The 24534-nt window shown below is 68.8% G+C and carries 27 protein-coding genes; 12 read left to right on the top strand and 15 right to left on the bottom strand.

The window, feature by feature from the left end; all coding sequences use genetic code 11:
• Positions 1-32: 32 nt before the first annotated feature.
• The 3 genes from ABTW64_RS09215 to ABTW64_RS09205 are packed head-to-tail and all read left to right on the top strand — an operon-like array spanning position 33 to position 3633.
• Complete coding sequence (locus ABTW64_RS09215) at positions 33-1409, top strand: ATP-dependent DNA helicase (protein ID WP_502892317.1); 1377 nt, start codon at positions 33-35, stop codon at positions 1407-1409.
• A 58-nt stretch (positions 1410-1467) separates the two neighbouring features.
• Positions 1468-2706, top strand: a complete 1239-nt coding sequence (locus ABTW64_RS09210) for a serine hydrolase domain-containing protein (RefSeq protein WP_350621545.1) — start codon at positions 1468-1470, stop codon at positions 2704-2706.
• A 30-nt stretch (positions 2707-2736) separates the two neighbouring features.
• A complete protein-coding gene (locus tag ABTW64_RS09205) occupies positions 2737-3633 on the top strand; it encodes an EamA family transporter (RefSeq protein WP_350621543.1) in 897 nt (298 codons plus the stop codon).
• 16 nt (positions 3634-3649) lie between these two features.
• Here ABTW64_RS09205 and ABTW64_RS09200 read toward each other — a convergent pair whose 3' ends face one another.
• Positions 3650-4024, bottom strand: a complete 375-nt coding sequence (locus ABTW64_RS09200) for a hypothetical protein (protein ID WP_350621541.1) — start codon at positions 4022-4024, stop codon at positions 3650-3652.
• 79 nt (positions 4025-4103) lie between these two features.
• Positions 4104-6053 carry an FAD-dependent monooxygenase gene (locus tag ABTW64_RS09195; RefSeq protein ID WP_350621539.1) on the bottom strand — a complete coding sequence of 650 codons (1950 nt, stop codon included), beginning with the start codon at positions 6051-6053 and terminating at the stop codon, positions 4104-4106.
• Positions 6054-6180: 127 nt separating this feature from the next.
• Between ABTW64_RS09195 and ABTW64_RS09190 the strand changes: the two genes are divergently transcribed.
• Complete coding sequence (locus ABTW64_RS09190) at positions 6181-6828, top strand: IclR family transcriptional regulator (protein ID WP_350621537.1); 648 nt, start codon at positions 6181-6183, stop codon at positions 6826-6828.
• A 93-nt stretch (positions 6829-6921) separates the two neighbouring features.
• On the opposite strand, the gene ABTW64_RS09185 is transcribed toward ABTW64_RS09190, so the two are convergent.
• The 6 genes from ABTW64_RS09185 to ABTW64_RS09160 form a co-directional block, all read right to left on the bottom strand.
• On the bottom strand, positions 6922-8013 hold the full coding sequence (locus ABTW64_RS09185) for an amidohydrolase family protein (protein WP_350621535.1): 1092 nt from the start codon (positions 8011-8013) through the stop codon (positions 6922-6924).
• Between the two features lie 44 nt (positions 8014-8057).
• A complete protein-coding gene (locus ABTW64_RS09180) occupies positions 8058-8738 on the bottom strand; it encodes a class II aldolase/adducin family protein (RefSeq protein ID WP_350621532.1) in 681 nt (226 codons plus the stop codon).
• A complete protein-coding gene (locus ABTW64_RS09175; RefSeq protein WP_350621530.1) occupies positions 8738-9562 on the bottom strand; it encodes an ABC transporter ATP-binding protein in 825 nt (274 codons plus the stop codon). The genes ABTW64_RS09180 and ABTW64_RS09175 overlap by 1 nt, the downstream gene beginning before the upstream one ends.
• A 1-nt stretch (position 9563) precedes the next feature.
• Positions 9564-10376 (bottom strand): ABC transporter permease, encoded by an 813-nt coding sequence (locus ABTW64_RS09170; RefSeq protein WP_350621528.1) that lies wholly within the window; start codon positions 10374-10376, stop codon positions 9564-9566.
• Positions 10377-10405: 29 nt separating this feature from the next.
• On the bottom strand, positions 10406-11437 hold the full coding sequence (locus ABTW64_RS09165; RefSeq protein ID WP_350621526.1) for an ABC transporter substrate-binding protein: 1032 nt from the start codon (positions 11435-11437) through the stop codon (positions 10406-10408).
• A gap of 115 nt (positions 11438-11552) precedes the next feature.
• Complete coding sequence (locus ABTW64_RS09160) at positions 11553-12320, bottom strand: IclR family transcriptional regulator (RefSeq protein ID WP_350621523.1); 768 nt, start codon at positions 12318-12320, stop codon at positions 11553-11555.
• Between the two features lie 93 nt (positions 12321-12413).
• Here ABTW64_RS09160 and ABTW64_RS09155 point away from each other — a divergent pair, with 93 nt between their 5' ends.
• Positions 12414-14045, top strand: coding sequence for an FAD-dependent monooxygenase (locus tag ABTW64_RS09155; protein ID WP_350621521.1), 1632 nt, complete (start codon positions 12414-12416; stop codon positions 14043-14045).
• A gap of 33 nt (positions 14046-14078) precedes the next feature.
• On the opposite strand, the gene ABTW64_RS09150 is transcribed toward ABTW64_RS09155, so the two are convergent.
• A complete protein-coding gene (locus tag ABTW64_RS09150; protein WP_350621519.1) occupies positions 14079-14576 on the bottom strand; it encodes a MarR family winged helix-turn-helix transcriptional regulator in 498 nt (165 codons plus the stop codon).
• Positions 14577-14616: 40 nt separating this feature from the next.
• On the opposite strand from ABTW64_RS09150, the gene ABTW64_RS09145 reads away from it, so the two are divergent.
• Together ABTW64_RS09145 and ABTW64_RS09140 are read left to right on the top strand one after the other, a co-directional pair.
• The gene (locus tag ABTW64_RS09145) at positions 14617-15525 is read left to right on the top strand and encodes an NAD(P)H-dependent flavin oxidoreductase (RefSeq protein ID WP_350621517.1); all 909 of its coding nucleotides are present in this window, start codon (positions 14617-14619) and stop codon (positions 15523-15525) included.
• A 3-nt stretch (positions 15526-15528) separates the two neighbouring features.
• Positions 15529-15705 (top strand): hypothetical protein, encoded by a 177-nt coding sequence (locus ABTW64_RS09140; RefSeq protein ID WP_350621516.1) that lies wholly within the window; start codon positions 15529-15531, stop codon positions 15703-15705.
• Positions 15706-15980: 275 nt separating this feature from the next.
• Here the strand turns inward: ABTW64_RS09140 and ABTW64_RS09135 are convergent, their stop codons facing one another.
• On the bottom strand, positions 15981-17234 hold the full coding sequence (locus tag ABTW64_RS09135) for an RNA-guided endonuclease InsQ/TnpB family protein (RefSeq protein ID WP_350621514.1): 1254 nt from the start codon (positions 17232-17234) through the stop codon (positions 15981-15983).
• 429 nt (positions 17235-17663) lie between these two features.
• On the opposite strand from ABTW64_RS09135, the gene ABTW64_RS09130 reads away from it, so the two are divergent.
• Positions 17664-18074 carry a hypothetical protein gene (locus ABTW64_RS09130; protein WP_350621512.1) on the top strand — a complete coding sequence of 137 codons (411 nt, stop codon included), beginning with the start codon at positions 17664-17666 and terminating at the stop codon, positions 18072-18074.
• Positions 18071-18784, top strand: a complete 714-nt coding sequence (locus tag ABTW64_RS09125) for a type 1 glutamine amidotransferase family protein (RefSeq protein WP_350621510.1) — start codon at positions 18071-18073, stop codon at positions 18782-18784. Before ABTW64_RS09130 ends, ABTW64_RS09125 begins: the two co-directional genes overlap by 4 nt.
• Before the next feature lie 71 nt (positions 18785-18855).
• On the opposite strand, the gene ABTW64_RS09120 is transcribed toward ABTW64_RS09125, so the two are convergent.
• On the bottom strand, positions 18856-19602 hold the full coding sequence (locus ABTW64_RS09120; RefSeq protein WP_350621509.1) for a DUF5131 family protein: 747 nt from the start codon (positions 19600-19602) through the stop codon (positions 18856-18858).
• A 65-nt stretch (positions 19603-19667) separates the two neighbouring features.
• On the opposite strand from ABTW64_RS09120, the gene ABTW64_RS09115 reads away from it, so the two are divergent.
• Positions 19668-20012, top strand: coding sequence for a hypothetical protein (locus tag ABTW64_RS09115; RefSeq protein ID WP_350621508.1), 345 nt, complete (start codon positions 19668-19670; stop codon positions 20010-20012).
• Here ABTW64_RS09115 and ABTW64_RS09110 read toward each other — a convergent pair.
• Positions 19990-21096 carry a three-Cys-motif partner protein TcmP gene (locus ABTW64_RS09110; protein ID WP_350621507.1) on the bottom strand — a complete coding sequence of 369 codons (1107 nt, stop codon included), beginning with the start codon at positions 21094-21096 and terminating at the stop codon, positions 19990-19992. The two genes, ABTW64_RS09115 and ABTW64_RS09110, sit on opposite strands and share 23 nt — an antisense overlap.
• A gap of 187 nt (positions 21097-21283) precedes the next feature.
• Between ABTW64_RS09110 and ABTW64_RS09105 the strand changes: the two genes are divergently transcribed.
• Positions 21284-21760, top strand: coding sequence for a hypothetical protein (locus ABTW64_RS09105; protein WP_350621505.1), 477 nt, complete (start codon positions 21284-21286; stop codon positions 21758-21760).
• 25 nt (positions 21761-21785) lie between these two features.
• Here the strand turns inward: ABTW64_RS09105 and ABTW64_RS09100 are convergent, their stop codons facing one another.
• Positions 21786-22214: a hypothetical protein gene (locus tag ABTW64_RS09100; protein ID WP_350621503.1), complete on the bottom strand. Its 429-nt coding sequence runs from the start codon at positions 22212-22214 to the stop codon at positions 21786-21788.
• A 118-nt stretch (positions 22215-22332) separates the two neighbouring features.
• Here ABTW64_RS09100 and ABTW64_RS09095 point away from each other — a divergent pair, with 118 nt between their 5' ends.
• The gene (locus ABTW64_RS09095) at positions 22333-22830 is read left to right on the top strand and encodes a hypothetical protein (RefSeq protein WP_350621501.1); all 498 of its coding nucleotides are present in this window, start codon (positions 22333-22335) and stop codon (positions 22828-22830) included.
• A 29-nt stretch (positions 22831-22859) separates the two neighbouring features.
• Here the strand turns inward: ABTW64_RS09095 and ABTW64_RS09090 are convergent, their stop codons facing one another.
• Both ABTW64_RS09090 and ABTW64_RS09085 read right to left on the bottom strand, forming a co-directional pair.
• Positions 22860-23141, bottom strand: a complete 282-nt coding sequence (locus tag ABTW64_RS09090; RefSeq protein WP_350621498.1) for a hypothetical protein — start codon at positions 23139-23141, stop codon at positions 22860-22862.
• 803 nt (positions 23142-23944) lie between these two features.
• The gene (locus tag ABTW64_RS09085; protein ID WP_350621496.1) at positions 23945-24478 is read right to left on the bottom strand and encodes a hypothetical protein; all 534 of its coding nucleotides are present in this window, start codon (positions 24476-24478) and stop codon (positions 23945-23947) included.
• Positions 24479-24534 lie beyond the last annotated feature (56 nt).

The following is a 24534-nucleotide window of genomic DNA, read 5'->3' as shown; positions in this document are numbered from 1 at the left end:
TGCCGATACGGCGGGATGGGAGGATGGAGGGCATGCCCACGCTGTCCGCCGAACAGGAGGAGCTCTTCCGGCTCATCGAGGACACGCGCGAGCATGTGTTCGTCACCGGCCGCGCGGGCACCGGCAAGTCGACCCTGCTCAACCACCTCGCGTGGAACACGAAGAAGCAGATCGCGGTGTGCGCGCCCACCGGCGTCGCGGCGCTCAACGTCGAGGGGCAGACGATCCACTCGCTGTTCAAGCTGCCGATCGGTCTCATCGCCGACAGCGACATCGAGCAGAACGACGCCACGCGCAAGCTGCTCAACGCCATCGACACGCTCGTGATCGACGAGATCTCGATGGTCAACGCCGACCTCATGGACGCGATCGACCGCTCGCTGCGGCAGGCCAGGGGCCGCCGGGGCGAGGCGTTCGGCGGCGTGCAGGTCGTGATGTTCGGCGACCCGTACCAGCTCGCGCCGGTGCCGCCGCGCGGCGACGAGGCGCGCTACATCCACGACCACTACCGCTCGTTCTGGTTCTTCGACGCGCACGTGTGGGCGGGGCGCGAGCCCGAGGGCGACGGACTGATCGAGCTGGGGCGGCACGGCGCGCACCTGCACATCCGCGAGCTCACGCAGATCCACCGCCAGGCCGACGACGGGTTCAAGGCCATGCTCAACGCGGTGCGCTACGGCCGGGTCACCAAGGAGATCGCCGACATCCTGAACGCGACGGGCGCGCGGACGCCGCCGGATGACCCGGAGCATCCGATCATCACGCTCGCGACACGCAACGACCGGGTCAACGCCATCAACGCCAAGCACCTCGCCCAGCTGCCCGGCCGCGAGCAGACGGCCCGCGCCGAGGTGAACGGCGACTTCGGCCGCGGCGACGTGTACCCGGCCGACGAGGAGCTGAAGCTGAAGGTGGGCGCGCAGGTGATGTTCCTGCGCAATGACACCGGTTCGCCGGGGGAGCCCCCGCGCTGGGTGAACGGCACGATCGGCACGGTGACGCGCATCCTGGGCGAGGGGGTGCGCGTCGAGGTCGACGGCGAGGAGTTCGAGGTGGAGCCGGCGGTGTGGGAGAAGTACCGGTACGCGTACGACCCGATCGGGCGCAAGCTCACGCGCGAGGTCGTGGCCGAGTTCACGCAGTTCCCGCTGCGGCTGGCGTGGGCGGTCACCATCCACAAGTCGCAGGGCAAGACGTATGACCGCGCGATCGTCGACCTGGGGGCCGGGGCGTTCGCTCCCGGTCAGACCTACGTGGCGCTGAGTCGTCTCACGTCGCTCGACGGGCTGTATCTCTCGCGCCCCCTGCGTCCGAGCGACATCCGGGTGGATCAGGATGTGCGCCGGTTCATGAAGGCGGTCTGGGAGCAGCGGCAGGCCGAGGCGGGTTCTGCGGCGGCCACGCCATAGACTCGGGGGAAGTGCGATCGGGGGTCTCATGCGGGTGACGGGTCGTTGGCGCCGTGCGATGACGGCGCTCGCCGGAGCGGCGGCGGTCGCCGTCGCGCTCAGTGGCTGCACAGGGACGCCCAGCGAGGCCCGCACGCCCGAGCAGGTCACCGGAGACCTGCCCGGCGACACGGTCGAGCAGCTGCGGGGAGCCGTCGAGCACGCGATGGCCGCCACCGGGTCGTCCGGCGCGATCGTGGGCGTCTGGGTGCCGTGGGCGGGCGCGTGGGTCACGGGCCTGGGCACCACGGGGCACGACACGGATGAGCCGGTGACGACCGACATGGCCTTCCGCATCGCATCGATGACGCGTCCGATGACCTGCGACGTGCTCTACGGCATGGTCGAGGACGATCTGGTCGAGCTCGACGATCCCGTGTCGAAGTGGGTGCCCAGCACCCCCGATCTCGGCGACGTGACGCTGAAGCAGCTGTGCGACAACACCTCGGGCCTCGGTCGCTCGGCGAACACCCTGCTCGGCAATGTGCTGCGCACGCCGGAGCGCGAGTGGAACGCGCGTGAGGTGGCGGCGGCGGGCCTCGGCAAGGATCGCTCGCAGCCGGGCGTGGCGTTCACCGACTCCGACACGGGCTACCTCCTGCTGGGCCTTGCGCTGCAGAACGCCGCGAGCGAGACGCCCGCGGCCCTCTTCCGCGAGTACGTGACCTCCCCGCTCGCGCTCGAGGCGACCGCCCTGCCGGGGCGGAAGGCCGCGGCGCCCGGGGAGCCGGCGCTGCCCGGGTACTACTCCGACGAGGCCGATCGCGAGGCCGGCTGCGTGGCTCCCCGCGACTACACGACCCTCTCGGCGAGCTTCGGCTACACCGACTCGGGCGCCGTGTCGACCATCTCCGAGCTGGGCGTCTACACCGAGGCGCTCGCGGCTCGAGCCGGGGAGGGCGGCCAGCTGGCCGAGCGCTGGAGCGGAGCCAAGCCCGTCAGCACCACCTCGGACTCGTGGTACCAGTACGCCGGCGGCACCTTCATCGCCGGATCCATGGTGGGGCAGCAGGGCTCGATCCCGGGCTACCTCACCAGCGCCTACGCCGACATCGAGAACGGGCTCACCGTCGCCGTGGTGCTGAACAACTCGGCGGCGCCAGAGTCGCTCGTGGGCTATCTCGCGAAGGAGCTCGCCGCGATCGTCTCGAAGGTGCCGGCGCGAGAGGGTGAGACGGCGCCGGAGTACGGCCTGCCGTGGTCGGCGGAGGACTACCACCAGCGCATCGCGGACCGTGCGGTCTGCCCGATCGAGTGACGTGTCGGCTCGAGTGATGTGCTCGGCCGCGTGACCGGCGCGCGCGGCTCCTCCGGGTTCGCGGTCGGTCTCGTCGCGGCGGGACTCGCGTGCCAGGAGGTGGGGGCGGCCATCGCGGTGCTGCTGTTCCCGCACACCGGCCCGCTCGGCATGGTGATGCTGCGGCTGGTGTTCTCGGCGCTCATCCTGCTCGCGATCGCGCGGCCTCGCCTGCGGGGCCGGTCGCGAGGGGCCTGGTGGTCGGTGGCGCGGCTCGGGGTCGCGCTCGCCGTCATGAACGGCTTCTTCTACGTGGCGCTCGAGCGCCTCGCGCTGGGCGTGACCGTGACCATCGAGGTGCTGGGACCGCTGACGCTGTCGATCCTGGTCGCCGGCACGCGGTCGGCGTGGGTGTGGGCGGGTGTCGCGCTCGCCGGCGTGCTCGCGCTGGGCGGCGGCGGATGGGATCGTCTCGACGCGGTGGGCGTCGTCTGCGCGCTGGGCGCGGCGGTGAGCTGGGCGTTCTACATCCGCGGTCAGGCGCGCGTCGGCCGCGACTTCCCGAAGCTCGAGGGACTCGCGCTCGCGATGGCGATCGGGGCCGTGCTGTCGCTGCCGTTCGGCCTCGTGGCGGCGGGGCCGGTGCTGCTGCGCCCCGACTTCCTCGCGCTGGGCCTGGCGGTCGCGGTGCTGTCGTCGACCATCCCGTACGCGTTCGAGCTGATCGCGCTGCGCCGCCTCACCGAAGCCGCGTTCGGCATCCTGATGAGCCTCGCCCCGGCCACCGCGGCGGTCGCCGGCTGGGTGCTGCTCGGGCAGGAGCTGTCGTGGCTCGAGGTTGTGGGCCTGGGGCTCGTCGTCTGCGCGAGCGCGGGCGCCGTATGGACGTCCCGCGCACGCCCTCGGGCCGGGTCGGCCCCGGAGCCGATGGCCGAGCCGACCGCCTAGGCCACGGGCGTCCAGGTCACGCGCGCGGCAGCTGGGCGGCCCACAGGATCGCCAGCAGCAGGATGAGCGACATCGCGGCCATGATCACCATCAGGCCGGCCATGGTGAGGTTGCGCGTGCGGTCGTTGGGGACCAGGAAGGCCGTCGTCACCAGCGCGATCGAGCTCGCCACGACGAACGCGATGCCGATCCACGCGAGCGCGAGGTTGATCGGCATGCACAGGATGAACGCCGTGATCGCCGCGGCAGCCAGCAGCAGCGCGGGCACGATCCAGATCCAGCGCTTGGGCGTGCGCAGCGCAGGCTGGTTGCGCATCCGGGTGGGGTCGCCGTCCTGTGCGGGCGGCACATGTGTGGAACGGCCCTGTCTCGCGGGTCGCTGATCGTTCACGTCGCGCCTCCTTCGGTCGGATCCCGACGTTACGCAGGGCCTCCTCAGGTCGACACGGGCTTGACAGGGCGAAGCGCCCCTACAGTGTCGTCTTCTCCGCGATGGTGACCAGCGCCTCCGCGGCGGGGGCGTCGCCGGTCGGCGCGATCATGTGACGCGCGAAGAACTCGGTGAGCTCGTCGCGGGCCGTCAGCGGCAGCACTCCGGCGACGTACTGGTCGGGACGGACCACCACGATGGCGCCGTCGCGGCTGATCTCGCGGTCGCGGTGGATGTCGCGGCCGTGTCCGCTCGCGAAGATCTGGTTGATGTCGACCAGCCCGTAGGGCACCTTCACGGGCTTGAACGCGTCGGGCACGTCGTACGGCTCGACCTCGGTGTAGTCCTGCTGGTAGATCACCCGCGTGTCGAACACGGCGTCGGTGTCGCCGTCGGCGGGCGTGTACCGCACGCGCGGCGAGGCCGGGTCGTTCTGCCACCAGTCGGCGAAGTCGGCGGTGGGGGTGCCGCTGAGAGCGGGAGCCGCCGCGTCGGCGAACACGTACACGCGCCAGCGGCCGTCGGCCTCGTGCGTGTGGCCGAGGTGGCGCCAGCGGTTGTCGGCGCGCCGGATGACCTCCGCCGACTTGAAGCGCTTGCCCACCGGGAAACCGGGCGCGAGATCCTGGTGCTCGGTGCCCAGCGTGATGAGGTTCTCGGTGTACTGCGTCATGAACCCCGCGGGGAACTCGATGGTCTTGACGTAGTACTTCTCGAGCGCCGCCGGGTCCTCCCACGAGTCGACCGGGCGGGCCATGATGCTCGACCACTCGCGGTCGAAGTCGATCAGATCCTGCGCCACGACCTTGCGCTCGGCGGCGTAGGTGTCGAGCAGCGCCTCCGGCGCGCGCCCCTCGAGCACGGCGGCGAGCTTCCATCCGAGGTTGAAGCCGTCCTGGATCGACACGTTCATGCCCTGCCCGGCCTTGGCCGAGTGGGTGTGGCAGGCGTCGCCCATGATGAATGCGTGCGGGTGGCGGGTGCCGATCTGGTCGGCGGGCACGTCGTCGAACCCGTCGGTGATGCGGTGCGCGACCTCGTACACCGACCACCAGGTCACGGCGCGCACGTCGAGCGTGTAGGGGTGCAGGATGCGGTTCGCCCGGGCGATCATGTCCTCGATCGGCGTCTGCCGCACCTTGCCGGCGTCGTGCTCATCCGTCTCGCCCAGGTCGACGTACATGCGCACGAGGTACTCGCCCTCGCGGGGGATGAGCAGGATGTTCCCGGCGTCGTGCGACTGGATCGAGCACTTCACCTGGATGTCGGGGAAATCGGTGTTGGCCATGACGTCCATGACGCCCCACGCGTGCAGCGCTGCGGCGCCCTGGAGGCGGTGCCCGAGAGCGGCACGCACGGTGCTGCGCGCGCCGTCGCCGCCCACGAGGTACTTGGCGCGCACGACGCGCTCCTCGCCCGCGCGCGGTCCGGCGCAGTAGCGGATGCGCGCCGACACGGCGTATTCGGCATCCGGGTCGATCTCGCACCCGAGGAACTCGACGCCGTAGTCGGGCACGACCCGGCCCGGTGCGCGCTGGGCGTCGCGCAGGAAGTAGTCGAGGATGCGCGACTGGTTCACGTAGATGTGCGGGAACTCGCTCATCCCGGTGGCGTCGTCGGGTGCGCGCGAGGCGCGCACGATGCGGCTGGGGTCGTCCTTGTCGGGCTTCCAGAAGCACATCTCGACGTTGCGGTACGCCTCGTCGATGACCTCGTTCGCGAAGCCGAACGCCTGGAACGTCTCGACCGAGCGGGCCTGGATGCCGTCGGCCTGGCCGACGGCGAGCCGGCCGTCACGCTTCTCGATGGCTCGCACGTTGATCGAGGGGAAGCGCGACAGCTGCGCCGTGACGACGGCCGCGGCGGGGCCGGTGCCGACGATCAGCACGTCCATCTCGTCGGGGATCTCGGCCGAGCGGTCGATGCCATGACCGGCCGCCGGCTTGATGCGCGGGTCGTCTGCCTGGTAGCCCCGGTGATGGATCTGCACCGTACTCCTCCTCGAATACGTGGCGCGCATGGCGTCGCTCTTGATTCCGTCTCTATAGTTGATACGCTGAGCCAACTATCGGAACAACGCTAGCGTGATCGCGCGCGTCCGGCAAGAAGGAGCAGGCATGGCCGAAGCGGGGTCGCAGACGCTGGCGCGAGGCCTCACGGCCCTTGCGCTCATCGGCGAGGCCGATTCGCCGCTCACGGTGCCGGAGCTCGCCGACGAGCTCGGCATCCATCGATCCATGGCCTACCGGCTCGTGCGCACGCTCGAACAGCTGGGCTTCGTCGCCCGCGCCGCCGACGGCGGGCTCGAGGTGGGGGCCCGTGTCGTGGCGCTGGCGCGCAACGTGGCCCGCGACCTGCGCTCCGCCGCGACGCCCGAGCTCGTGCGGCTCGCGAACGACCTCGGCATGACGGCCTTCCTCGTCACCTACGACGGCACCGAGGCCGTGACGCTCGCGAGCGTCGAGCCGCAGCGCGCCGACGCCACGGTGGCGCAGCGGCCGGGCAGCAGGCACCCCATCGATCGCGGGGCGCCGGGCCGCGTCATCCGCTCGCAGCTCGACCCGGTCGGCTTCCCGCCGGCCCGCTTCGAGACCAGCCACGACGAGGTCTTCGTCGGCCTCTCGTCGATCGCGGTGCCGGTGACGACCGCGTCGCACGCGCCGGCCGCGCTCGCGGTGGTCTACCTGACCCACGACCTCGACGCCCCGGCGCTCGCCGCGGCGCTCGAGCAGGCCGCTCGCCGCATCGAGCACGCCCTGCGCTGAGCGCGTCCCGACGGCGGGCGTGCACGCGAAAGAGCCGGCTGGAATCCTCGATCCAGCCGGCTCTTCCGGATGACGCTCAGGCGCCGATGACGCTCAGGCGCCGCGGATGACGTTCTCGTCGAGGTCGAACACGTCGAGCGCGATGTCCTGGAAGAAGGCCTTCTTCTCCGGCAGCGACAGCGGCAGCGCGTCCTGCATGCGCACCTCGTCGGGCTCGTAGTTGTACGGGTAGTCCATGGCGTACATGACGCGATCGTCGCCGAGCACCTTGCGGCTGAACAGGATCGGCTCCGGGGCGGGCATGCCGCTGGTGGTGATCCAGATGTTCTCGCGCACGTACTCGCTGATCGTGCGCTGCAGGGGCTTGATCGCGGGGTAGCGGCCGGCCTTGACCATGCCGCCGTGCATGTAGTCGAGGCGGTAGAGCCAGAACGGCAGCGCCTCGCCCATGTGACCCAGCACCATGCGCAGCTTGGGGAAGCGGTCGAACACGCCGGAGGTGATCATCTTCAGCGCGTGCATCGACGTCTCGACCTGGAAGCCGAACACCGACCCGTCCAGGCCCGCCTCGTACAGCGTGCCGATCATCGAGTCGTTCGGCGTGTTCGGGTGCAGGTACAGCGGCACGTCCAGCGCCTCGACGGCCTCGAGGATCGGCCAGAACTCCTGCTCGGAGAGGTAGCGGCCGCGGATGTGCGAGTTGACGATCAGGCCCTTCAGACCCAGCTCGTTGACGGCGCGCTCGAGCTCGGCCACGGCGGCGGGCACGTCCTCGAACGACACGGCGGCCAGGCCCGAGAAGCGCGTGGGGTGCTTCTTGATCGCCTCGGCCAGCTCGTCGTTGGCATTGCGGGCGATGCGGGTGCCGACATCCGCTCCGAACGCCTGCGTGCCGGGGGAGGTCAGAGCGAGGATCGCGTGGTCGACGCCGGCGGCGTCCATGTGCGCGATGCGCCGCTCGCCGCTGTCGACGAGGTGCTCGCGCACGAACCGGGCACGGTCCGAGTCGCTCGTGACGTAGTGGCCGATCAGGCTGTGGAAGCCCGTGCCGCCCTCGCCCGCCTCGATCATGCGGCGCCACTCGTCCATGAGCTCCTGCGTCGCCCACGCCTCCTCGGTGGCGATGCGCAGGTAGCCGTGCTGACCGCCGGTGGTCAACGGCGCCTGGGGGTCGAACTCTGTCATGCGTACTCCTTGATTGGTGAGGTGCGGGACGGGGGATCCCGCGGTCATCCGAACTGCTCTCGCAGGTACTGCCAGCGGCCCTCGATGCCCCCGCGCAGGCGGCGCAGATCGGCCAGCTCGTCGTCGGGGATCACGCGCGGTGCGAGCCCCGCGCGCAGGGCCTCGAGGTTGGCGACCGCCAGCTCCTCGACCATCACGGCGCCCACGACCGCCTCCTGCAGCGTCGGCGCGACCGACACGATCCCGTGCCCCTGCAGGTGGCAGAACGATGCGTCGCCGAGGGCGCGGGCGAGATCGCTGCCCAGCTCACGGTCCGCCACGAGGTGGGCGTGCGGCCACATCTCCACGCGCTCCACGTACGAGGCGGGGATGTGCAGGATCGGCAGGATCGGCGCATCCAGCACGCCGAGCATCGTCGCCGCCTTCTGGTGCGTGTGGACGACGGCGCCCACGTCGGGCCGCGCGCGGTAGATCTCGGTGTGGATGAAGACCTCCGAGGGCGGCGGATCCTGTCCTTCGAGCAGCTGGCCGTCGAGGTCGACGTGCACCATGTGCTCGGGGCCGAGCCGCGACGCGTCACGGATGGTGGGCGAGTGCTTCGGCTTGATGATCGCGCCGCCCTCGACCCGCAGGCTCGCGTGGCCGAGGTAGTCGATCAGGCCCAGGCCGCTGAGGATCCGTCCGGCCTCCGCGACGAGCGCGCGTCCTTCTTGGTGTGTGAGCATCAGCGACCCATCTCCATCTCCAGCGACATCGACGCCTTGACTTCCTCTTCGATCGACGACCAGATGCGGTCGACCAGGCGCCCGAACTCGGGCGTGCGCTTCACGCTCAGCGTGCGGGGGCGGGGCAGATCGATGTCGATCGTCTCCTTGACACGGCCCGGCCGGGACGTGAACACCACCACGCGGTCGGAGAGATAGACCGCCTCATCGATCTGGTGCGTGACGAACAGCACCGTGCGGCGGTGGCGGTCCCACGTCTCGAGCAGGAACTGCTGCATCATCTCGCGCGTCTGCCCGTCGAGCGCCGCATACGGCTCGTCCATGATCAGGATCTGCGGCTCGATCGCGTAGGCGCGGGCGAGGTTCGCGCGCTGGCGCATGCCGCCCGAGAGCTCGCTGGGGTAGCTGTGAGCGAACTTCGCCAGCCCCATGATGCCGAGCAGCTCCTGGGCGCGCGGCCGCGCCTCGCGCCGCTTCATGCCGCGCAGCTCGAGACCGAGCACGACGTTGTCGATGATGGTGCGCCAGGGGAAGAGGCGATCCTGCTGGAAGACGAAGCCGCGGTCCTGCCCCGGCTTGGTGATCTGCTGGCCGCCGATCTTCACGGTGCCCTCGGTCGGGGCGGTGAGGCCGTCGACGATGCGCAGCAGCGTGCTCTTGCCCGATCCGGACGCGCCGACGATGCTGACGAACTCGCCCTCTCGGATGTGCAGATCGATGCCGTCGAGCGCGACGACCGGGTCGGACGTGTCGGCGCGGAAGACCTTGCTGACCTTGTCGATCGCGATGTCGCCCGAGACGGAGGTGGTGGTCGCAGAGCTCATGTCATTCTCCGTTCTCCGAGCGGCGCCAGCGGAACAGCCGCCGCTCGAGGGCGATGAGGGTGTACGTGATGACGACGCCCGCGATGGCGAGCATCAGGATGCCCGCGAAGAGTCCGCGGCTGTCGAAGGTGTGCGCCGAGTTCAGGATCAGCAGGCCGACGCCGGCCTTGGCGCCGAACAGCTCCGAGACCACGACTCCCACGAGACCGTGCGCCGCCGCGAGCCGCAGTGCGGCGAACAGGTAGGGGAGCGCCATGGGCAGCTTCACCTTGAGGTAGCTCTGCACGTGCGAGGCGCCGAAGGCGCGGATCGTCTCGACGAGGTTCTCGTCGGTGTTGGCGAAGCCCGTGTATGTGTTGACGAGGATCGGGAAGATCATCACGAGCGTGCACACGGCCACCTTCGACTCGATGCCGAGCCCGAAGATCAGGATGAAGATCGGCGCGAGCGCAATGGTGGGCGTGGCGTTGAGCACGGACACCCACGGGTTCAGCACGTCGCGGATGGTCTTCGAGGAGGCCATGGCGATGCCGACCGATCCGCCGATGAGGATCGCGAAGGCGAGACCTCCGAGGTACGACTGGGCGGATGCGGCGATGTCGGTCGCGAGCTGGCCGCCGGCGGCGAACTCGAGGAACCGCGTCCAGATCGCCGACAGCGGCGGCAGGAACAGGGGGTTGGCCCAGAATCGACCGGCCAGCTCCCACAGGATCAGCACGACGACGATCGAGCCGACCCCGAGGACGGTGCTGCGCGCGGCGCCGAGGCCCTTGCGACGTGGTCGGATACGGGGCAATGCCTGGGTCAGGGTCATACCGGACTCCGTTTCGTGTCGGGGGCGACTCAGCCGCGCGCTTCGGCGGCGTAGCTGTCGTCGACGAGGCCGTCGATCGTCAGGTCCTCGGGGGCGAGGCCGGCCTTCTGCAGCCCGATCAGCACGCCCTCGGACGCCTCGGGGTGAACGCCGATCTGCGAGTTGAACGCCGACTTGTCGGTGCCGATGTGCAGATCGTCATAGGTGCGCTCCGCGATCTCGACCTCGGTGTCGGTGGCCTCGGCGAGGATCCGGATGGCCTCGTCGCGGTTGGCGGGGTCGGCGAGGAACTCGAGCGCGTCGCCGCGGGCCTTCAGGTACGCGACGAGCGCTTCGCGGTTGGCCTCGGCCCAGTCGGGGTTGACGATGACGCCCGCGAAGGCGAACGGGAAGCCGTCCTCGGCCAGGTCGGGCAGGTAGCCCAGCGAGGCGAAGCCGTTCTCCTCGGCCGTGTAGTTGATCGGAGGCAGCAGCGCCGACGCGTCGAGCGCGCCGCTCTCGAGGCCCGCGAACCGCGAGGCCGTGCCGCCGGCGGTGACGATCTCGACGTCCGCGGCGTCGATGCCCGCACGGTCGAGCAGCCCGTGGGTGACGACGGTCGTGGAGTCGGTGTGCGACGAGGTGCCGATGTTCTTGCCGACCAGGTCATCCAGGCTCGAGATGCCCTCGCGCACGCTCATGAAGAACGGCGGGTGGATGAGCGTGTCGGCGACGTCGAGCAGCTTCACGCCGCCGTTGCTCTTGACGGTGGCCTGGATCATGGGCGGCAGACCGCGCCCGATGTGCGCCTCTCCGGTGACCAGGAGCTGAGTGGCCCCCTCGGCGGTGTCCGTGGAAACGTTCTCGACGTGGACGCCGTGGTCCTCGAAGAAGCCCTGATCCTCGGCGACGTACACGTCCCAGTCGGTGACGAGCTTGGCGCCCGCCGTGTAGATGATCTCGAAGTCGCCCTCCGGCGACCCGGCGGACTGCTCGGAGGCGGCGCATCCGGCCAGGCCTCCGATCGTGAAGAGCGCTGCTGCGGCGGCGGCTGTGGCACGGAAGTAGGTGGTGCGCGACATGGCGTCCCTTTCGCGTCATTGCGGTAGGCGGATCGATGATTATCACTATCCGATAATCAGTTCTTGAGGTGCGCCATCACCGTGACAGCCCTGGGAGCCGATTGTCAAGCCGGGGTCAGATGTCGTACGCCGCCACGAGCGCCGCGATGCGATCCGCGTACCGCTTGAGCAGCTGCGGTGCGGCGGCGCGGGTCGCCTCGTCGAAGCGCACGTCGGGGCCCGCCACCGTGAGCACTATCGGACGGGTCGAGTCGGTGGTGGCGGGCACGCTGCAGGCCCAGACGCCCCGGTCGATCTCGCTCTCGCTGATGGCGTAGCCGCGTTCGGCGATGAGCGCGCACTCGGCCTCGAGCGCCGCGTCACCGTGCGACCGCAGCCATAGCCGACGGGTCTCGGCCGGCAGCATGGCGAGCGCCATCTTGCCCGACCCGCCGCGGCCCAGCGGCGTCACGCGGCCGCGCTGGAACGTGAAGCGCATGGCCTGGTCGGTCTCCTTGACCTCTACGCAGATGACGCCGTCGCCGGTGTAGCGCTTGAGCATGACCGTCTCGTCGAAGGCTGCGGACGCCTCGGCGATTAGCGGCCGGGCGAGGTCTGCCAGCGAGTTCGACAGGCGCGCGGCCTGAGCGAGCGGCAGCACCTTCATCGTGGGGCGGTACTGGCCGCCCCGCCCTTCTTCGAGCAGGCCCAGGTCCTTCAGCAGTGCCACGTGGCGGTACGCCGTGGGCAGGGGGATCTCGCCCAGCGCGGCGAGCTCGGCGACCGTGGCCGACGTGCGGTTCTCATCGAACGCGAACAGCAGCTGGAGCACCTTGCGGGCGCTGCTGGACCCCGGTGCGCGGCGCTCCTCGTCCGCGTTCGTGTCGCGACCGTCTCTGCCCATGCTATGTTCCTCTCGAAATCTGAAAGAACGTTATCACAGGGCGATAAACGTCCGCGATGACGCTCAAGTTCCCCCGACGAAGCGAGAACATTCATGACGAGCATCCAGCAGCTCCCCCGTACCCAGGTCGTCATCGCCGGTGCCGGCCCCGTCGGCCTGACGCTCGCCCTCAGTCTGGGGCAGGCGGGGATCGATGTGCGCCTTTTCGACAAGCGGCCGGGGTTCGGCAAGCTCCCGAAGATGGAGCGCTGCAACGCTCGCACCATGGAGAACTTCCGCCGGCTCGGCGTGGAGGGAGAGATCCGCGCCGCCGGTCTCGACACCGACATGCCGATGGACGTGTTCATCTGCCTGGAGGACGTCGCTCGCCCGCCGCTCGTCGTGCACAAGTACGACTCCGTGAACGAGCTCACCGCGCAGTACCGCGCGACGCGCGACGCCAGCACGGCGGCGGTGCCGTATCAGCTCATCTCGCAGTACACGCTGGAGCCGCTGCTGCGCGACATGGCTCTGCGTCATCCGAACGTCTCGATCGAGTTCGACCGAGAGGTGACCGACTTCCGACAGGACGACGCGGGTGCGACGGTCGCGCTGCGTGACGCGTCCGGCGTCGCGTACGAGATCGAGGCCGATTACCTCGTGGGCTGCGATGGCGGTTCGTCGACCGTGCGCGACAAGCTGGGCTTCCGGCTCGAGGGCGACTCGCTGCTCGAGATGCGCCAGGCGCTGTTCTACAGCGAGGACCTGCTCGACCGCATCCCGATCGGCAAGGGCCGGCACTACCACATCGCCGACGACAAGAACTCGTTCCTGATCGTGCAGGACGACAAGAAGCACTTCTCGCTGCACGCGACGGTCGCGAGCGACGACGAGATGGCGCCGCTGTTCGAGAAGATCATCGGCTTCCCGATCGAGTACGAGACCCTCTACGTCGGCGGCTGGCGCCAGCGCCTGATGCTGGCCGATCGCTATCGGGACGGACGCGTGTTCATCGCCGGCGATGCGGCGCACCTGGTCATCCCCACGGGCGGGCTCGGCATGAACACCGGCGCGGGCGACGCCGTCGACCTCGGCTGGAAGCTCGCCGCCGTGCTGAACGGATGGGGCGGCGACGCGCTGCTCGACTCGTACGAGGCGGAGCGCCGCCCGACCGGCCGTCGCAACATCGCGGCCTCACGGCGCGCCGCCATGGGGCGCCGCGCGTGGCGCGCCATGTGGCGCCCCGAGATCGCCGACGACACCGCGGCCGGCGAGAAGTCCCGCGCCGACCTCATCGAGGTGGCCGAGCGCGAGCAGCGGTGGAGCAACGATCTGTACGGCATCGAGCTCGGCTACCGCTACCAGGGGTCGCCGACGCTCGCCTACGACGTCACGCCGGAGTCGGCCGATCAGGAGGTCGTGTTCGAGTACGTGCCGTCGACCGAGGTGGGCGCGCGCCTGCCCAACGTGTGGCTGCGCGACGGCCGTGCGCTGCAGGACGAGATCGGCTGGGAGTACGCGCTGATCGACACCACGGGGCGCGCGGTCGATGCCGCCGGCCTCGCAGAGGCGTTCGCGGGGATCGGCGCGCCGTTCCGCGTGATCCAGCCCGACAGCGACGACGCCGTCGCCGTCTACGGCGAGGGTCTGCTGCTGGTGCGCCCCGACCTGCACATCGCGTGGCGCGGCACCGAGGCGCCGGATGACGCCGCCGCGGTCGCGCGCCTCGTCACCGGCAACGCCTGAGCCGCGGAGGGGCGGGCGGGGCATCCCGCGGGGTCACTCCGGCTCGGTGAGCAGTCGCAGCGTACGTGCGAGGGCGTCCTGGTCGGCTCTGCCGAGGCGCCGCAGCGCGTCGGCCTCGCGTCGCACGAGGGCGGTCATCGCCGCATCGGCCAGCGTCGCCCCCTCGGCGCGCAGGCGCACGAGCACGCCCCGCCCATCGCGGGGGTTCGGCAGGCGCTCGACCAGGCCGCGGGCGACGAGGTTGTCGATGCGGTGGGTCACGGCGGCGCTGCTGATCATGGTCGCCGACACGAGCTGCATCGGCGTGAGCTCGTGCGGCGGCTCCTCACGGCGCAGCGCCGCGAGCACATCGAACTCCCATGCCGCGAGCCCCGCCTCCCGGAACGCCTCTGCCCGCAGCCGCGACAGGCGGTTGGCCGCGCGGCGCAGCCGTGACATCACGTCGAGGGGAGTGAGATCCACGTCCGGGAGGCGCCGCGACCACGCGTCGATCAGCAGATCGACCTCGTCGTCGCGCGCGTCGGAGGGCATGGCACGAGCGTATCGGCGGACGGCTTGAGAGGATCGCCTCATGGTGACCTCCCGCGCGCTTCCGTTCGACGTCCGCATCCCCATCCTGAACGCGCCGATGGGCGGTGTGGCGGGCGGCGCGCTTGCGGCCGCGGTCTCAGGCGCCGGGGGCCTCGGCATGATCGGCATGGGCAGCTCGGGCAGCGTCGCCTCGCTGCAGCGACAGCTGCCCCTCGTGCCGAACGGCGTGCGGGTGGGGATCGGCCTGGTCGACTGGGTGGTGCGGCGCGAGCCGGGACTGCTCGACCTGGCGCTCGACGCGAAGCCGGTGCTGCTGTCGGTGAGCTTCGGAGACGACTTCGGGTGGATCGCCCGCGCGCATGAGCGCGGCGTCCTGACGGCGGCGCAGATCTTCGATGCGGAGGGCGCCGCGCGCGCGCACGCCGCCGGCGCCGACGTGATCGTGGCGCGCGGGCGAGAGGCCGGCGGGCACGGTCGCCATCTGGTCGATCGAGACGAGCTGCTCGACGCGGTGCTCGCTGCGACCGCCCGCCCGGTGCTTGCCGCCGGCGCGATCGCGACCGCCGCCGACGTGCGGCGCGTGCGGGAGCGCGGCGCCAGCGGCGCCTGGGTGGGCACGGCGTTCACCGCGTGCCGCGAGGCGCTGTCGTCACCCGCGCAGCGCCGTGCGCTGATCGAAGCGGGCCCGGAGGACACCGTGCTGACCTCGGTGTTCGACCGGGCGGCAGGCTACGCCTGGCCGGCCGACATCCCGGAGCGCGTGCTGGCGAACGACTTCACCCGCCGGTGGTCGGAGGAGTTCGACAGCGAGGTCGCCGGCCGGGAGCTCGCGGCGGCGAACGCGGCCGACGACCCCCGGGGCATGTCGATCAACGCGGGGCTCGGTGTCGGCGAGCTGCGCGAGGAGCGCAGCGCCGCCGAGGTGCTCGCCGCCCTGGCCGGGGAGTGATCGGTGAGACGAGCGAGCGCGGGTGCGTCGCTGGCCATCGGGCTGTTCGCCGTCGTCGTGTCCCTCGCCCTCGGTCTCGCGGGCTGGTGGGGCAGCTGGTGGATCCTGACGGGCTGTCTCGGTGCCGGCGTCTTCGCGAGCGGCCTGAACGAGTACATGCGGGGGCGCTCGGGCCGCTGACGTCTCGCGTGCGCCCGGAGAGGAGAGACGCCGCGTCTGGGCGTCGGTTCGCGTGCATGCGCCGACCTCCGAGACGACCCGTGCCGGAACGCGGTGATGAGGTGGTGGACGGCTGTTCGCGGTTCTCTGAGATCCGCGTGATTCCGCGGGCGTTTCGAGGGCCGATTCGCGTCGATCCTCTCGCGTCCCTGCGGAAATCCTCCCGGGATCCCCTGAGCGCAGACGAACAGTATCCACGCCCGCGGTTGCGGGCGCTCCGTCTACGAGGTGGCTGCTCACGCGGCGACCTCGTTCCGGTGGGTTCCTGCTTCATCCGAGACTGCTCCGGCGAGCCGGAGTCTGATGTCTCGTCCACAGGCGTTTAGCCTCTCCGCCTTTCCTGGGGCGAGGGCACGAACCATGAGGTTCGTGGCTGCGTTGTAGTCGCGGTCCAGCGTGGCTCCGCATGTGCACGTCCACTCGCGCACGTCCGGCGTGGTGGGACCTGACTTGGTCTCGCAGATCGCGCAGGTGCGCGTCGAGGCGAAGAACCTGTCGGCGCGCACCACGGTGCGACCGTGTAGGGCGGCGTGGGTCTCGAGCTCGCGGACGAGCAGGCCCCAGCCGGCATCGTGAATGGACTTGGCGTACCTGCTGCGGACCATGCCCGTGATGTTCAGTGTCTCCAGGGCGATCGTTTGGTTCTCACGGATCAGCCTGGCGACGAGTTGGCGGGCGAAGTCGCGTCGCAGGTTCGCGGTGCGGGAGTGGATGCGGGCAACGTGGGTGCGCAGCTTCTCCCGGTTCTTGCTCCCGCGCCGGGCGCGGGCAAGCTTCTTCTGGGCGCGACCGAGCTTGCGCTCGGCCGTGCGGTAGTACTTCGGGGCGGCGACCTTCTCGCGCGTGCCGTCGCTGTAGGCCACGGTGACGAGGTCCTTCAAACCAAGGTCGATGCCAGCCGCCCTGTCGGGGTGCGCAGGGGGCGCCGGCTCCGAGACGGGCACGGTTACGACGAACGATGCCCACCACGTGCCGTCAGCCTCTTTGATGACGGTGACGCTGGACGGGCTTGAAGGGAGTGGGCGGTCCCAGTTCACCGACACCAAGCCGACCTTGGCGAGGTATAGGCGGCCGCCGCCGCGTTGGGTGTTCTGCCATCCGCCGCGGATGCTGAACCCCGCCTCGTAGAACCGGGCTGCTTGCCGGGCGTGCCGCCGCTTGAAGCGGGGGTGCCCCATCTTCGCCCCCTTGCGCGTGCCGGCATGGCTGGCGAAGAAGTTCTCGTAGGCCTGTGCGGCATCCCGAAGCGCGCCCCGAAGCGCGATGGTTGGGAGCTCCTTGAGCCAGGCCGTATCGGGATTTGCGCGCCCTTGCGTGATGAGCAGTTTGGAGGCCTCCGACTCAGAAGGGTGCGGGCTGCCCGATGCATACGCCTCGCGAGCGGCAGCGATGTAGGCGTTGTGCACGTGGCGGCAGCCGCCGAAGATTCGGTTCAGCGCCTGCTCTGCGGCGGGGCCAGCCTCAACCCGGTATCGGTAGCGCCGGATCACCGTTGGTCCATCGACAAGGGGACCGCGCCGCGCGGCCCGTCGAGCCTGCGAGCGGGCAGACCACGCGCTGCTGCACGGTTGGCAGCGGCACTTCCAATAGCGGTAACCGCCGACGGTGCCGTGCCTGTCATCAGGCACGGTGCGGTTGGCGGGCTTGCGGGGCGGACGGTACGCACGGTCGGCCGCGGTGCACCGATCGCATCGGCAACCCCAGTACGTGTAGCCCGTTCGGGTGCCGTGCTTACCCGATGGCATGTGGGCATGGCGCTGGGCTGCAGCCGACCTTCTGTCCTTCATAAAACACACATGCACGGCATCGGGGAGACATTGGCCGTTTGGGCAGTTGTCGTGAAGAGGCGATCCGTAGTCATCGCTCTCGCCGCGCCGGTACTGCGCGCTGGCAAGTAGGGCAGCCGATACAGTCAGCGCATGACACTTAGGGCGTGGTCTGCTGGCGTCGTCGGGCGAGCCGTGCACGTTTCGGATCTGATCGACCTCGCGACGATTGAGTCCGACGATCCGCACGCCCTCCTTACGGCAATTTACGAGTGGAAGTACCAGCACGCATCGACCGCGGCAAAAGCGACAGCGGGCGCGGGGTCGGCGGCCATCCTGGCGACAGTGTTGCCCATCCTCCAGACACAGCCGATCGAGAACACGAACTGGCCATGGCTGGTCATTGCGTGGGTGGCCGCCGGCGTTCTGGTTCTTGCTGGCGGTGTCCTATTCGGGATTGCTCGGCGCTTGCATGCCGAGTTTGTAGCTGCGCAGGCACTCCTCTCGGAATTAGTTGAAGTGCGCACGTTTATTCGCCGCTATCGGGCTGAGGGCCAGTCGTGAGCGACATACTGATTGCCGCACTTTCGAGCGTCCTGGCGCTCTCCACCCTCGTCACCGCCGGTGTGTCGCGGGCGGCTTCGGCCGTCGAATCGAGGGAGCAGCTGCGCCGGTTGAAGCGAGTCCGCGTCCAGGACCAGCTGTCCAACCCGACGCTCGCGCAACTCGGGGAGACACTGGTTGGCGGGCTAGGGAAGACTCCCTTGCCGAGCTATGTGCGGGACCCGCAGATGCGTGACGAGTTTCGCCGGACCTTCAACGCCATCCGCGCGTACGTCGGCACAGAGGCCGTACCGATTGACTCTGCGCGCACGTCGCAGAGCCCCGGGGAGCCTCAAGACACAGGTTCGGACAGTGAGTCGGTCGTGCGCGTCTTGGACGGGTTGCATACCGCCGACGGCACGGCTGCGGTCCATGCTCTCGCGGGCGGGGAGACCTGGAATGCGCTGGCGAGGATGCGTCGAGCGCTTGAGATGGCGCTCGCGTCCCGTCTCAGCGAGGCGGGAATCGTCCTCGGCCGCGGCGGCGCGGGCAGCATGTTGTCACTGGCGACGCGGATCGGGCTGCTGCCAGCCGGCAGTCAAGGGCCGCTTCGGCATGCGCTACAGGTGGCGAACTCGGCTATTCATGGCGAGGAGGCGCGTCCAGATGCCGCACTTGAAGCAATTCTCACGATCGACCGCGCTCTCCATGAACTAACCGGGATGCCATGAGGCGCAGGCGAGCTTGGGGCGAGGAGTAGGGCTCGTAGCGGAGCTGGCCGGAGCTCGCCCGTAACGCCGGGCTAGCTTGCAACGCGGAACGGCATTTCACTCCACACGCGACCATCGAGTTCGCGGCCGCCGGCCTTGGGTGTGCGCCCGCCCCACTGCTTGTGAAAGAACGGCACATCGTGTGCCGCGCAATTGTCACGAATCTCGCGAACCCACGCAGGGTCTAGCGGCCGGGCCTTGGGCCCAGACTCGCCGCCCGTGATCACCCAGTGGATGCCCTCCAGGTCCAAGGATGACAGTGGGCCCAATAGTGGTTCGCATGAGAGGAAACGCACGGCCGCTGGCACTGAGCGCAGGTCAGCCACCCGGTAGAGATGATCCTCATTCTCGATGCTGACCCCCATCCACAGGTTCTCCGGCCAGTCGAGCTTCGCGGCGATCCGGGGCAGCCGGGACGAGCGCTTCGTCAGCACCTGATAGGTGTGTTGGGGCGTGTTGGCTATGACCTCGAACACCCGCTTCACGAAGTCGAGCGGCACGCGGGCGTGGAAGAGGTCACTCATCGAGTTAACGAACACGGTTCTGTGACCACTCCAACGGTACGGCTGCGCTAGGGCCGGCTCATGGAGCGTGAGGCCAAAACCTGGGCCCGAGGTTCGAGGGTCGCCATCCGCCTGGTACTTGTCAGCCCCCATGGCCTTCAGCCGTTTGGCAAGCGTGAGCGCGTAGCAGTTGTCGCAACCCGGGGACACGCGGTCGCAGCCCGTCGTCGGGTTCCAGGTCGCCTCGGTCCACTCAATACCGGTCTTTTCTGCCATGTTCCACCTCTTTACGCGTTTCACATAACGTACAGCGTGATACGTGATTCACGTAGCATTGGAGCATGACCGGTGTGGACAGGCTGCGTGAGGTTTCCCGCGCGGCGTTTGGGCAGATGCACCGCCTGGAGCTAATGCTGGCAATCCTCGCTGTCGAGGACGGCATCGTCACTCTGACCGAGGTGCACCGCTCGATGAGCGGCGTTGCCATGAGCAGCTTGCAGAAACCTTTCGAGGCCTTGATTGAGTGCGGGCTGCTGACACGGCTCCCGAACGGAGACTCGCGTAGCCGCTTCTACGTACGCAACGACAGTGCCGCCTGGTCCTGGGCGGTAGAGCTGTCCGAGGCTGCTGGGGTCCCGGCTCTCTTAGCCTGCCGCGATGCTCCTATTTCGCAGATGCGAAGCTGACTCGTGTTCCCGGAGGGAACGTTCCCGTCCGCCTCTGGTTGTCGGAACTGATCAGACCTTCTTGCTGGAGCTTCTTCAACGGCCCCTTGTATTGAGAGTCCGTGTAGGGGGTGTGTTCGGCCACGAAGTCGCTGATCTGCTCGACAGTAACGGTGTTGCCTGCGAAGTGCTGACGGAGCGTATCGCCAAGAGGCTGGAGGTTCGGGTTCTCCTCGAAGAGGACGTTTTGCCCGGCAGCCTTGTCGGAGAACCGATAGTCCCCGAGCGGGGCGATCTTCCACATCGCCGCCTTCATCTTCTTCAGGCCGGTGAGGTGGCGGGTGCAGAAGAAGAGATAGTGCCCGGTGTGTCCGGTCGCGTTGACCATCTCGAAGCTGCGCACGTAGCGGAAGCCCGCGCGGTCTCGAAGCTGCCTGGCATACAAGTCGTGGAAGAATCTCACGCGGTCGGGGTCTCCCGCGGGGGGAGCCTGCCGGTACTCGTCTGTCCCGAAAAGGGAGTCGAGGTGGTGGTCGACATTCCCCGCCGTAGCGAACCGGTTGACACCGTTCTGATGGAAGTAGATGAAGAGTTCGCTTCGATCGCTGGCCAACAGCTTCCTGATCAGGTCGATCGGGACGCCGGAGATCCCAAAGGGATCCAGGAAAGCGAAGGTCGGAGCCATCCGCGCTCCGTTGAGCTGCTCAATGATGTGTTGCGCCATCTCAGCGAAGGGTCGGTTCGACAGCTCCACCCGCACGTTTCCGGGCAGGGGATCTCCCGTTGTCCCCAACTGGGTCACCACGTCGGTGAGCCGCGTGAAACGCTCTTGGTCTTCCTCATTGAAGACGAACACGAACTCCGTTCCGGTCAGTCGATCGAGGTATCGATGGTCCAAAAGAGTGCGAACGGCAATCGCGGGAGAGCCGGGCTCGCCGTTTGCGTAGACGCCGGGGCCCGCAAAACCATCGATGATGACGACACGTCCGGTCGAACTGCCGAGGATTGCGAACCAAGCGCCGAGGTAGTGGCGAAGCAGGTCGTGCTTTGCAGCTGTATGTGACGAGAGTTCCCAGACGGTCGGCTGGTTGTCGGTTCGCGTCATTACGTGCCCTTCTCGTTTGTAGGCCGATCGTCGCACGGAGCGACGGGCCAACAGGAGAAATTGCATATCGGGCGGACGCGTGTCGCTCCGGTGAGTGGCAGAACGTGACCACACCGACTCTCGCGCAGGTGAGATCCCTTGGCCCCTCTGGCCTGATCCTGAGACGAGCGCTCGATAGAGTCGCTTCGTGACAATGCTGAGCACCGCCGAACACGTCATTGCTGGTCCGGATCCTCTTGCTGTGGCGGCCCTCGTGGTGTCAGTGCTCGCCTTGCTGGCCACGGGCATTAATTCCCTGGTCAACTGGCGCAATCGGGCCGACGCTAACAGGCACGACTTCGTGCTCGTCGGGGCTATGGAGCGAGTGCCGTGGTCGACGGAGCCGCCCTTCGAGTTGACGAGAGTCTGGAAGCTCTTCAGCGCCAGCGGTCGCACGATTACCAACCCGCAGATCGAGGTGACCGGTGACGAGCCGTGGCCAACGATGCACTTCGTAGGCTCGGGGATCCTCGCTCCGAATGCAATGCTCCAGGTTGTCCCCGTCGGCGATTATCCTGCCCCGGATCCGGTCTTCTGGCGGGACCGCGCGGTCACTGTCAAGTGGCAAGGTAGCGGCGGCAGGACGCGTGAGGCAAGGGCCTCGATCTCGTATTCGTACATCTGACTGGTAGCGGTGATCCGCCACGGCGTCAGCGCAGGGCGTCTTCGTATGCTGCCAGCCACACCCCGCACGTCACCCTGCGGACGTGAGCGGCGAATGCGATGTTGCCGAACCACAAGCTTCCTAGGACCGCGAGAACGCCGAACGCCCATGTGGCTGCGGACCCGAGGACGGACACCGCGCCCATCGAACTGGCGAGCATGGTCAGCGCGGCCAGCGCAATGGCGAAGACAGCGGCTGGTGTCTCAGCACCGTTCATGCTGTGAGTGCGGAGCACCCCGAGCACCGCGAGGCGGACGTCCGGCTGGTCGCGAGTGCCCTCGACGAACGCATTCACCCGCTTGACGTCTAGCACCTCGGCGGAATCCCTCGGGATGTATGCCCGCGCGTTCTGCGGGACACGGTCAGTGACATACGGAACCGCGGAGGACGTGAAGGGGGCGCGGAGTTTCGACACGGCTACATGATGCCGACCGCCGCCGACATCGCCGGCTGCACAGCGCTCGGTCACGTGTGCAGTCGGTGCACCCGTGCCGCTGGCTGTCTCTCTAGAGTCCCGCGCAGGAGGACAGAGCATGACCGTGATCGAGCAATCGGCGAGCGCGCCCAGGCTGCGGCGGCTCGCGGCGCCCGAAGTTCTCTACGACGTCCACTGGAACCCCTGCGGGCACGCACGCCTGCCGTGGGCGGATGCGGAGGCGCAGCTTGCACGTGTGGGCGGCGTCGGCGGCGGCGCGGGCATCGGCGGCGCGGAATGGGTGCGAGTGGTCAGCCGCGCCGGATTCCAGCGCTGGGTTCAGGTGCTCGGAGACGCGGTGGTGGGCATCGTCGTGGAGGTAGGCGACGAGAAGCACGGACGTGCCTACCGGGTCGGCCGGCGTCATGGCGATGCCACGCCGCAGCCGATGCCGTCTCCGTACTCCTGGTGGGCGGTCCCGACGCCTAAGGCCAGCGAGCTGTGGACGGTGTCGGAGGCGCAGGCCATTGCGCGCTCATGGATACTACAGCGCACGCTACCGCCCGGTTGCTGGGCGAGCAGGATCACCGACCTTCAGGGCCGTAAGGGGGGATAGCGCCGCACGCCTGCAGGTCCTCGTTGTGCCTACGCCTGGTCGGGCTGTCTGCGGGGCAAGGCGCTTTCGGGTCCGGTGAGGATCCGCTCGATCGCGGTCTTGCGGCGGTCGCTCAGCTGATCTGGCTTCGTTCCGCTGACCAGCGCGAACCAGGCGGTGTCCTGAATGCCGCATTCATCGCAGGTCCGGGGAGACACGGTGCCCCACGTGCCCATGATCGGCGGCATGTCACAGCCGGCTTGATATGCGGCTTCCGCCGTCAGCTCCGCGGTCTTGTCGCACACCTCGCAGGTGTACACGTAGGTGACCACGGGCTCGTCGCCTCGATCTCCGGGATCGTCCGTGCCGGAGATCCAAGCAGCCGCGCTGTGTTTCCTCGAGCTGACTCGGCCGCCGTCTGCTCCTCGTGCGCAGGAGGTGCGACTTGGAGCTTCGTCTGGCCGCAGACTGCGGTCCTCGAGGTGCGGCTGGGCGTAGCACCGGAGACCGCCGAACTTCGACTTGCACTGCAGGACCCCGTAGGTCGGGTCGATCAGGGCGAGCTTCTTGTCTAGCCCCGCGACTAGGGAGAACCAGCCCAGGTGCACGTCGGTCCACTTGCCCACGTTTTCGGAATGCGGTCCAGGATCGCTTCGATCTCGGGTGGGAATGTGCCGGTCTCGTCGCTCACCGCTTCAGCATCGTTCAAGGCGAGTGACCGCCATAGGATGCCGCCATGAGGGCTACGGAACCGACTCCTCGCCGCCGCAGGCGCAGCGATCGTGCTCGGTACATCGCGGCCGAGATCCGCGTCGAGGCGGATAGGAAGCTTGGCGATCCGACGCCGGACTGGATCCGCAAGCTCGCCGAGGACGGCCGGAAGCGCTTCGGCGCCTGACGCGGATCCGAGGGGCGCGCTAGGGCGTCAGCTGCGAATCCCTATCGGCCCTTCAGCAACGAGCGCGCGGATCCAGTCGGGCATGTCGTCGCGGAGCGCCAGCCTGGCGCGGACTACCACCCAAGCGGCAGCGCGCCGCTCGCGCTGAGTCGGACGCTCACGCCCCTACCGGGCCTTGAACTCTTCCGGGTCCATGCCGCCGCCTCAGTCCCAGGATGAAGCAGGCTGCCCCGGTCCTCAATCGCGATTTTCACTGGATCGCCCCGCTCCGTATCCGGCGGTCAGCACTGCGACCAGTCGGTCGGCTTTTTCTCGCGCCAGGCGCCCCGACCGCATGGCCCGGAGCTGACGGCCCAGCCAGATGGCAAGCGACCGTTCGGCGGCATCGTGGCTGCGTACGCGGGGAGCTCGGCGGTTCAAGCGCATGTATTCGGCGAGGGCATCGGCGCGCGCATGCCAGTCCCCGTGCCTCGGGCACCACCTCCAGCCGGGAAGCTGCTCCAGCATCTGCACCTGAAACGCGCAGAGCGAGTCCGCGCGGCGCTGATTCTTCAGCCAAGCGACAGTCGCGGATGGCAGCGCCTGATCGCGCACGAGCGCGTCGCGGGCGATCTCGAACTGCCGCAGCCACCGCGTCTCCCGTCGCAGCTGGTGCCCACGATCGGCCACGTATGCGAGGTAAAAGCGGAGTGAGGTGCGCTCGTCATCTGTGAGCGTGCGTGGGGAGCGCAGCAGCAGAGCGGCGAAGGAGCCTGCAGGGTCGCGGTACATGCCAAGCACATGCACGGCGCCGACTCGTGCGCACCTGGTGCAGTTCCGAGCCCCAA

Origin of the sequence: Microbacterium sp. NPDC096154, assembly GCF_040302945.1 — a bacterium.
Taxonomy (GTDB): Bacteria; Actinomycetota; Actinomycetes; order Actinomycetales; family Microbacteriaceae; genus Microbacterium.
The sequence above is the reverse complement of the archived record's forward strand: the minus strand, read 5'-3'. Positions and strand labels throughout refer to the sequence as shown.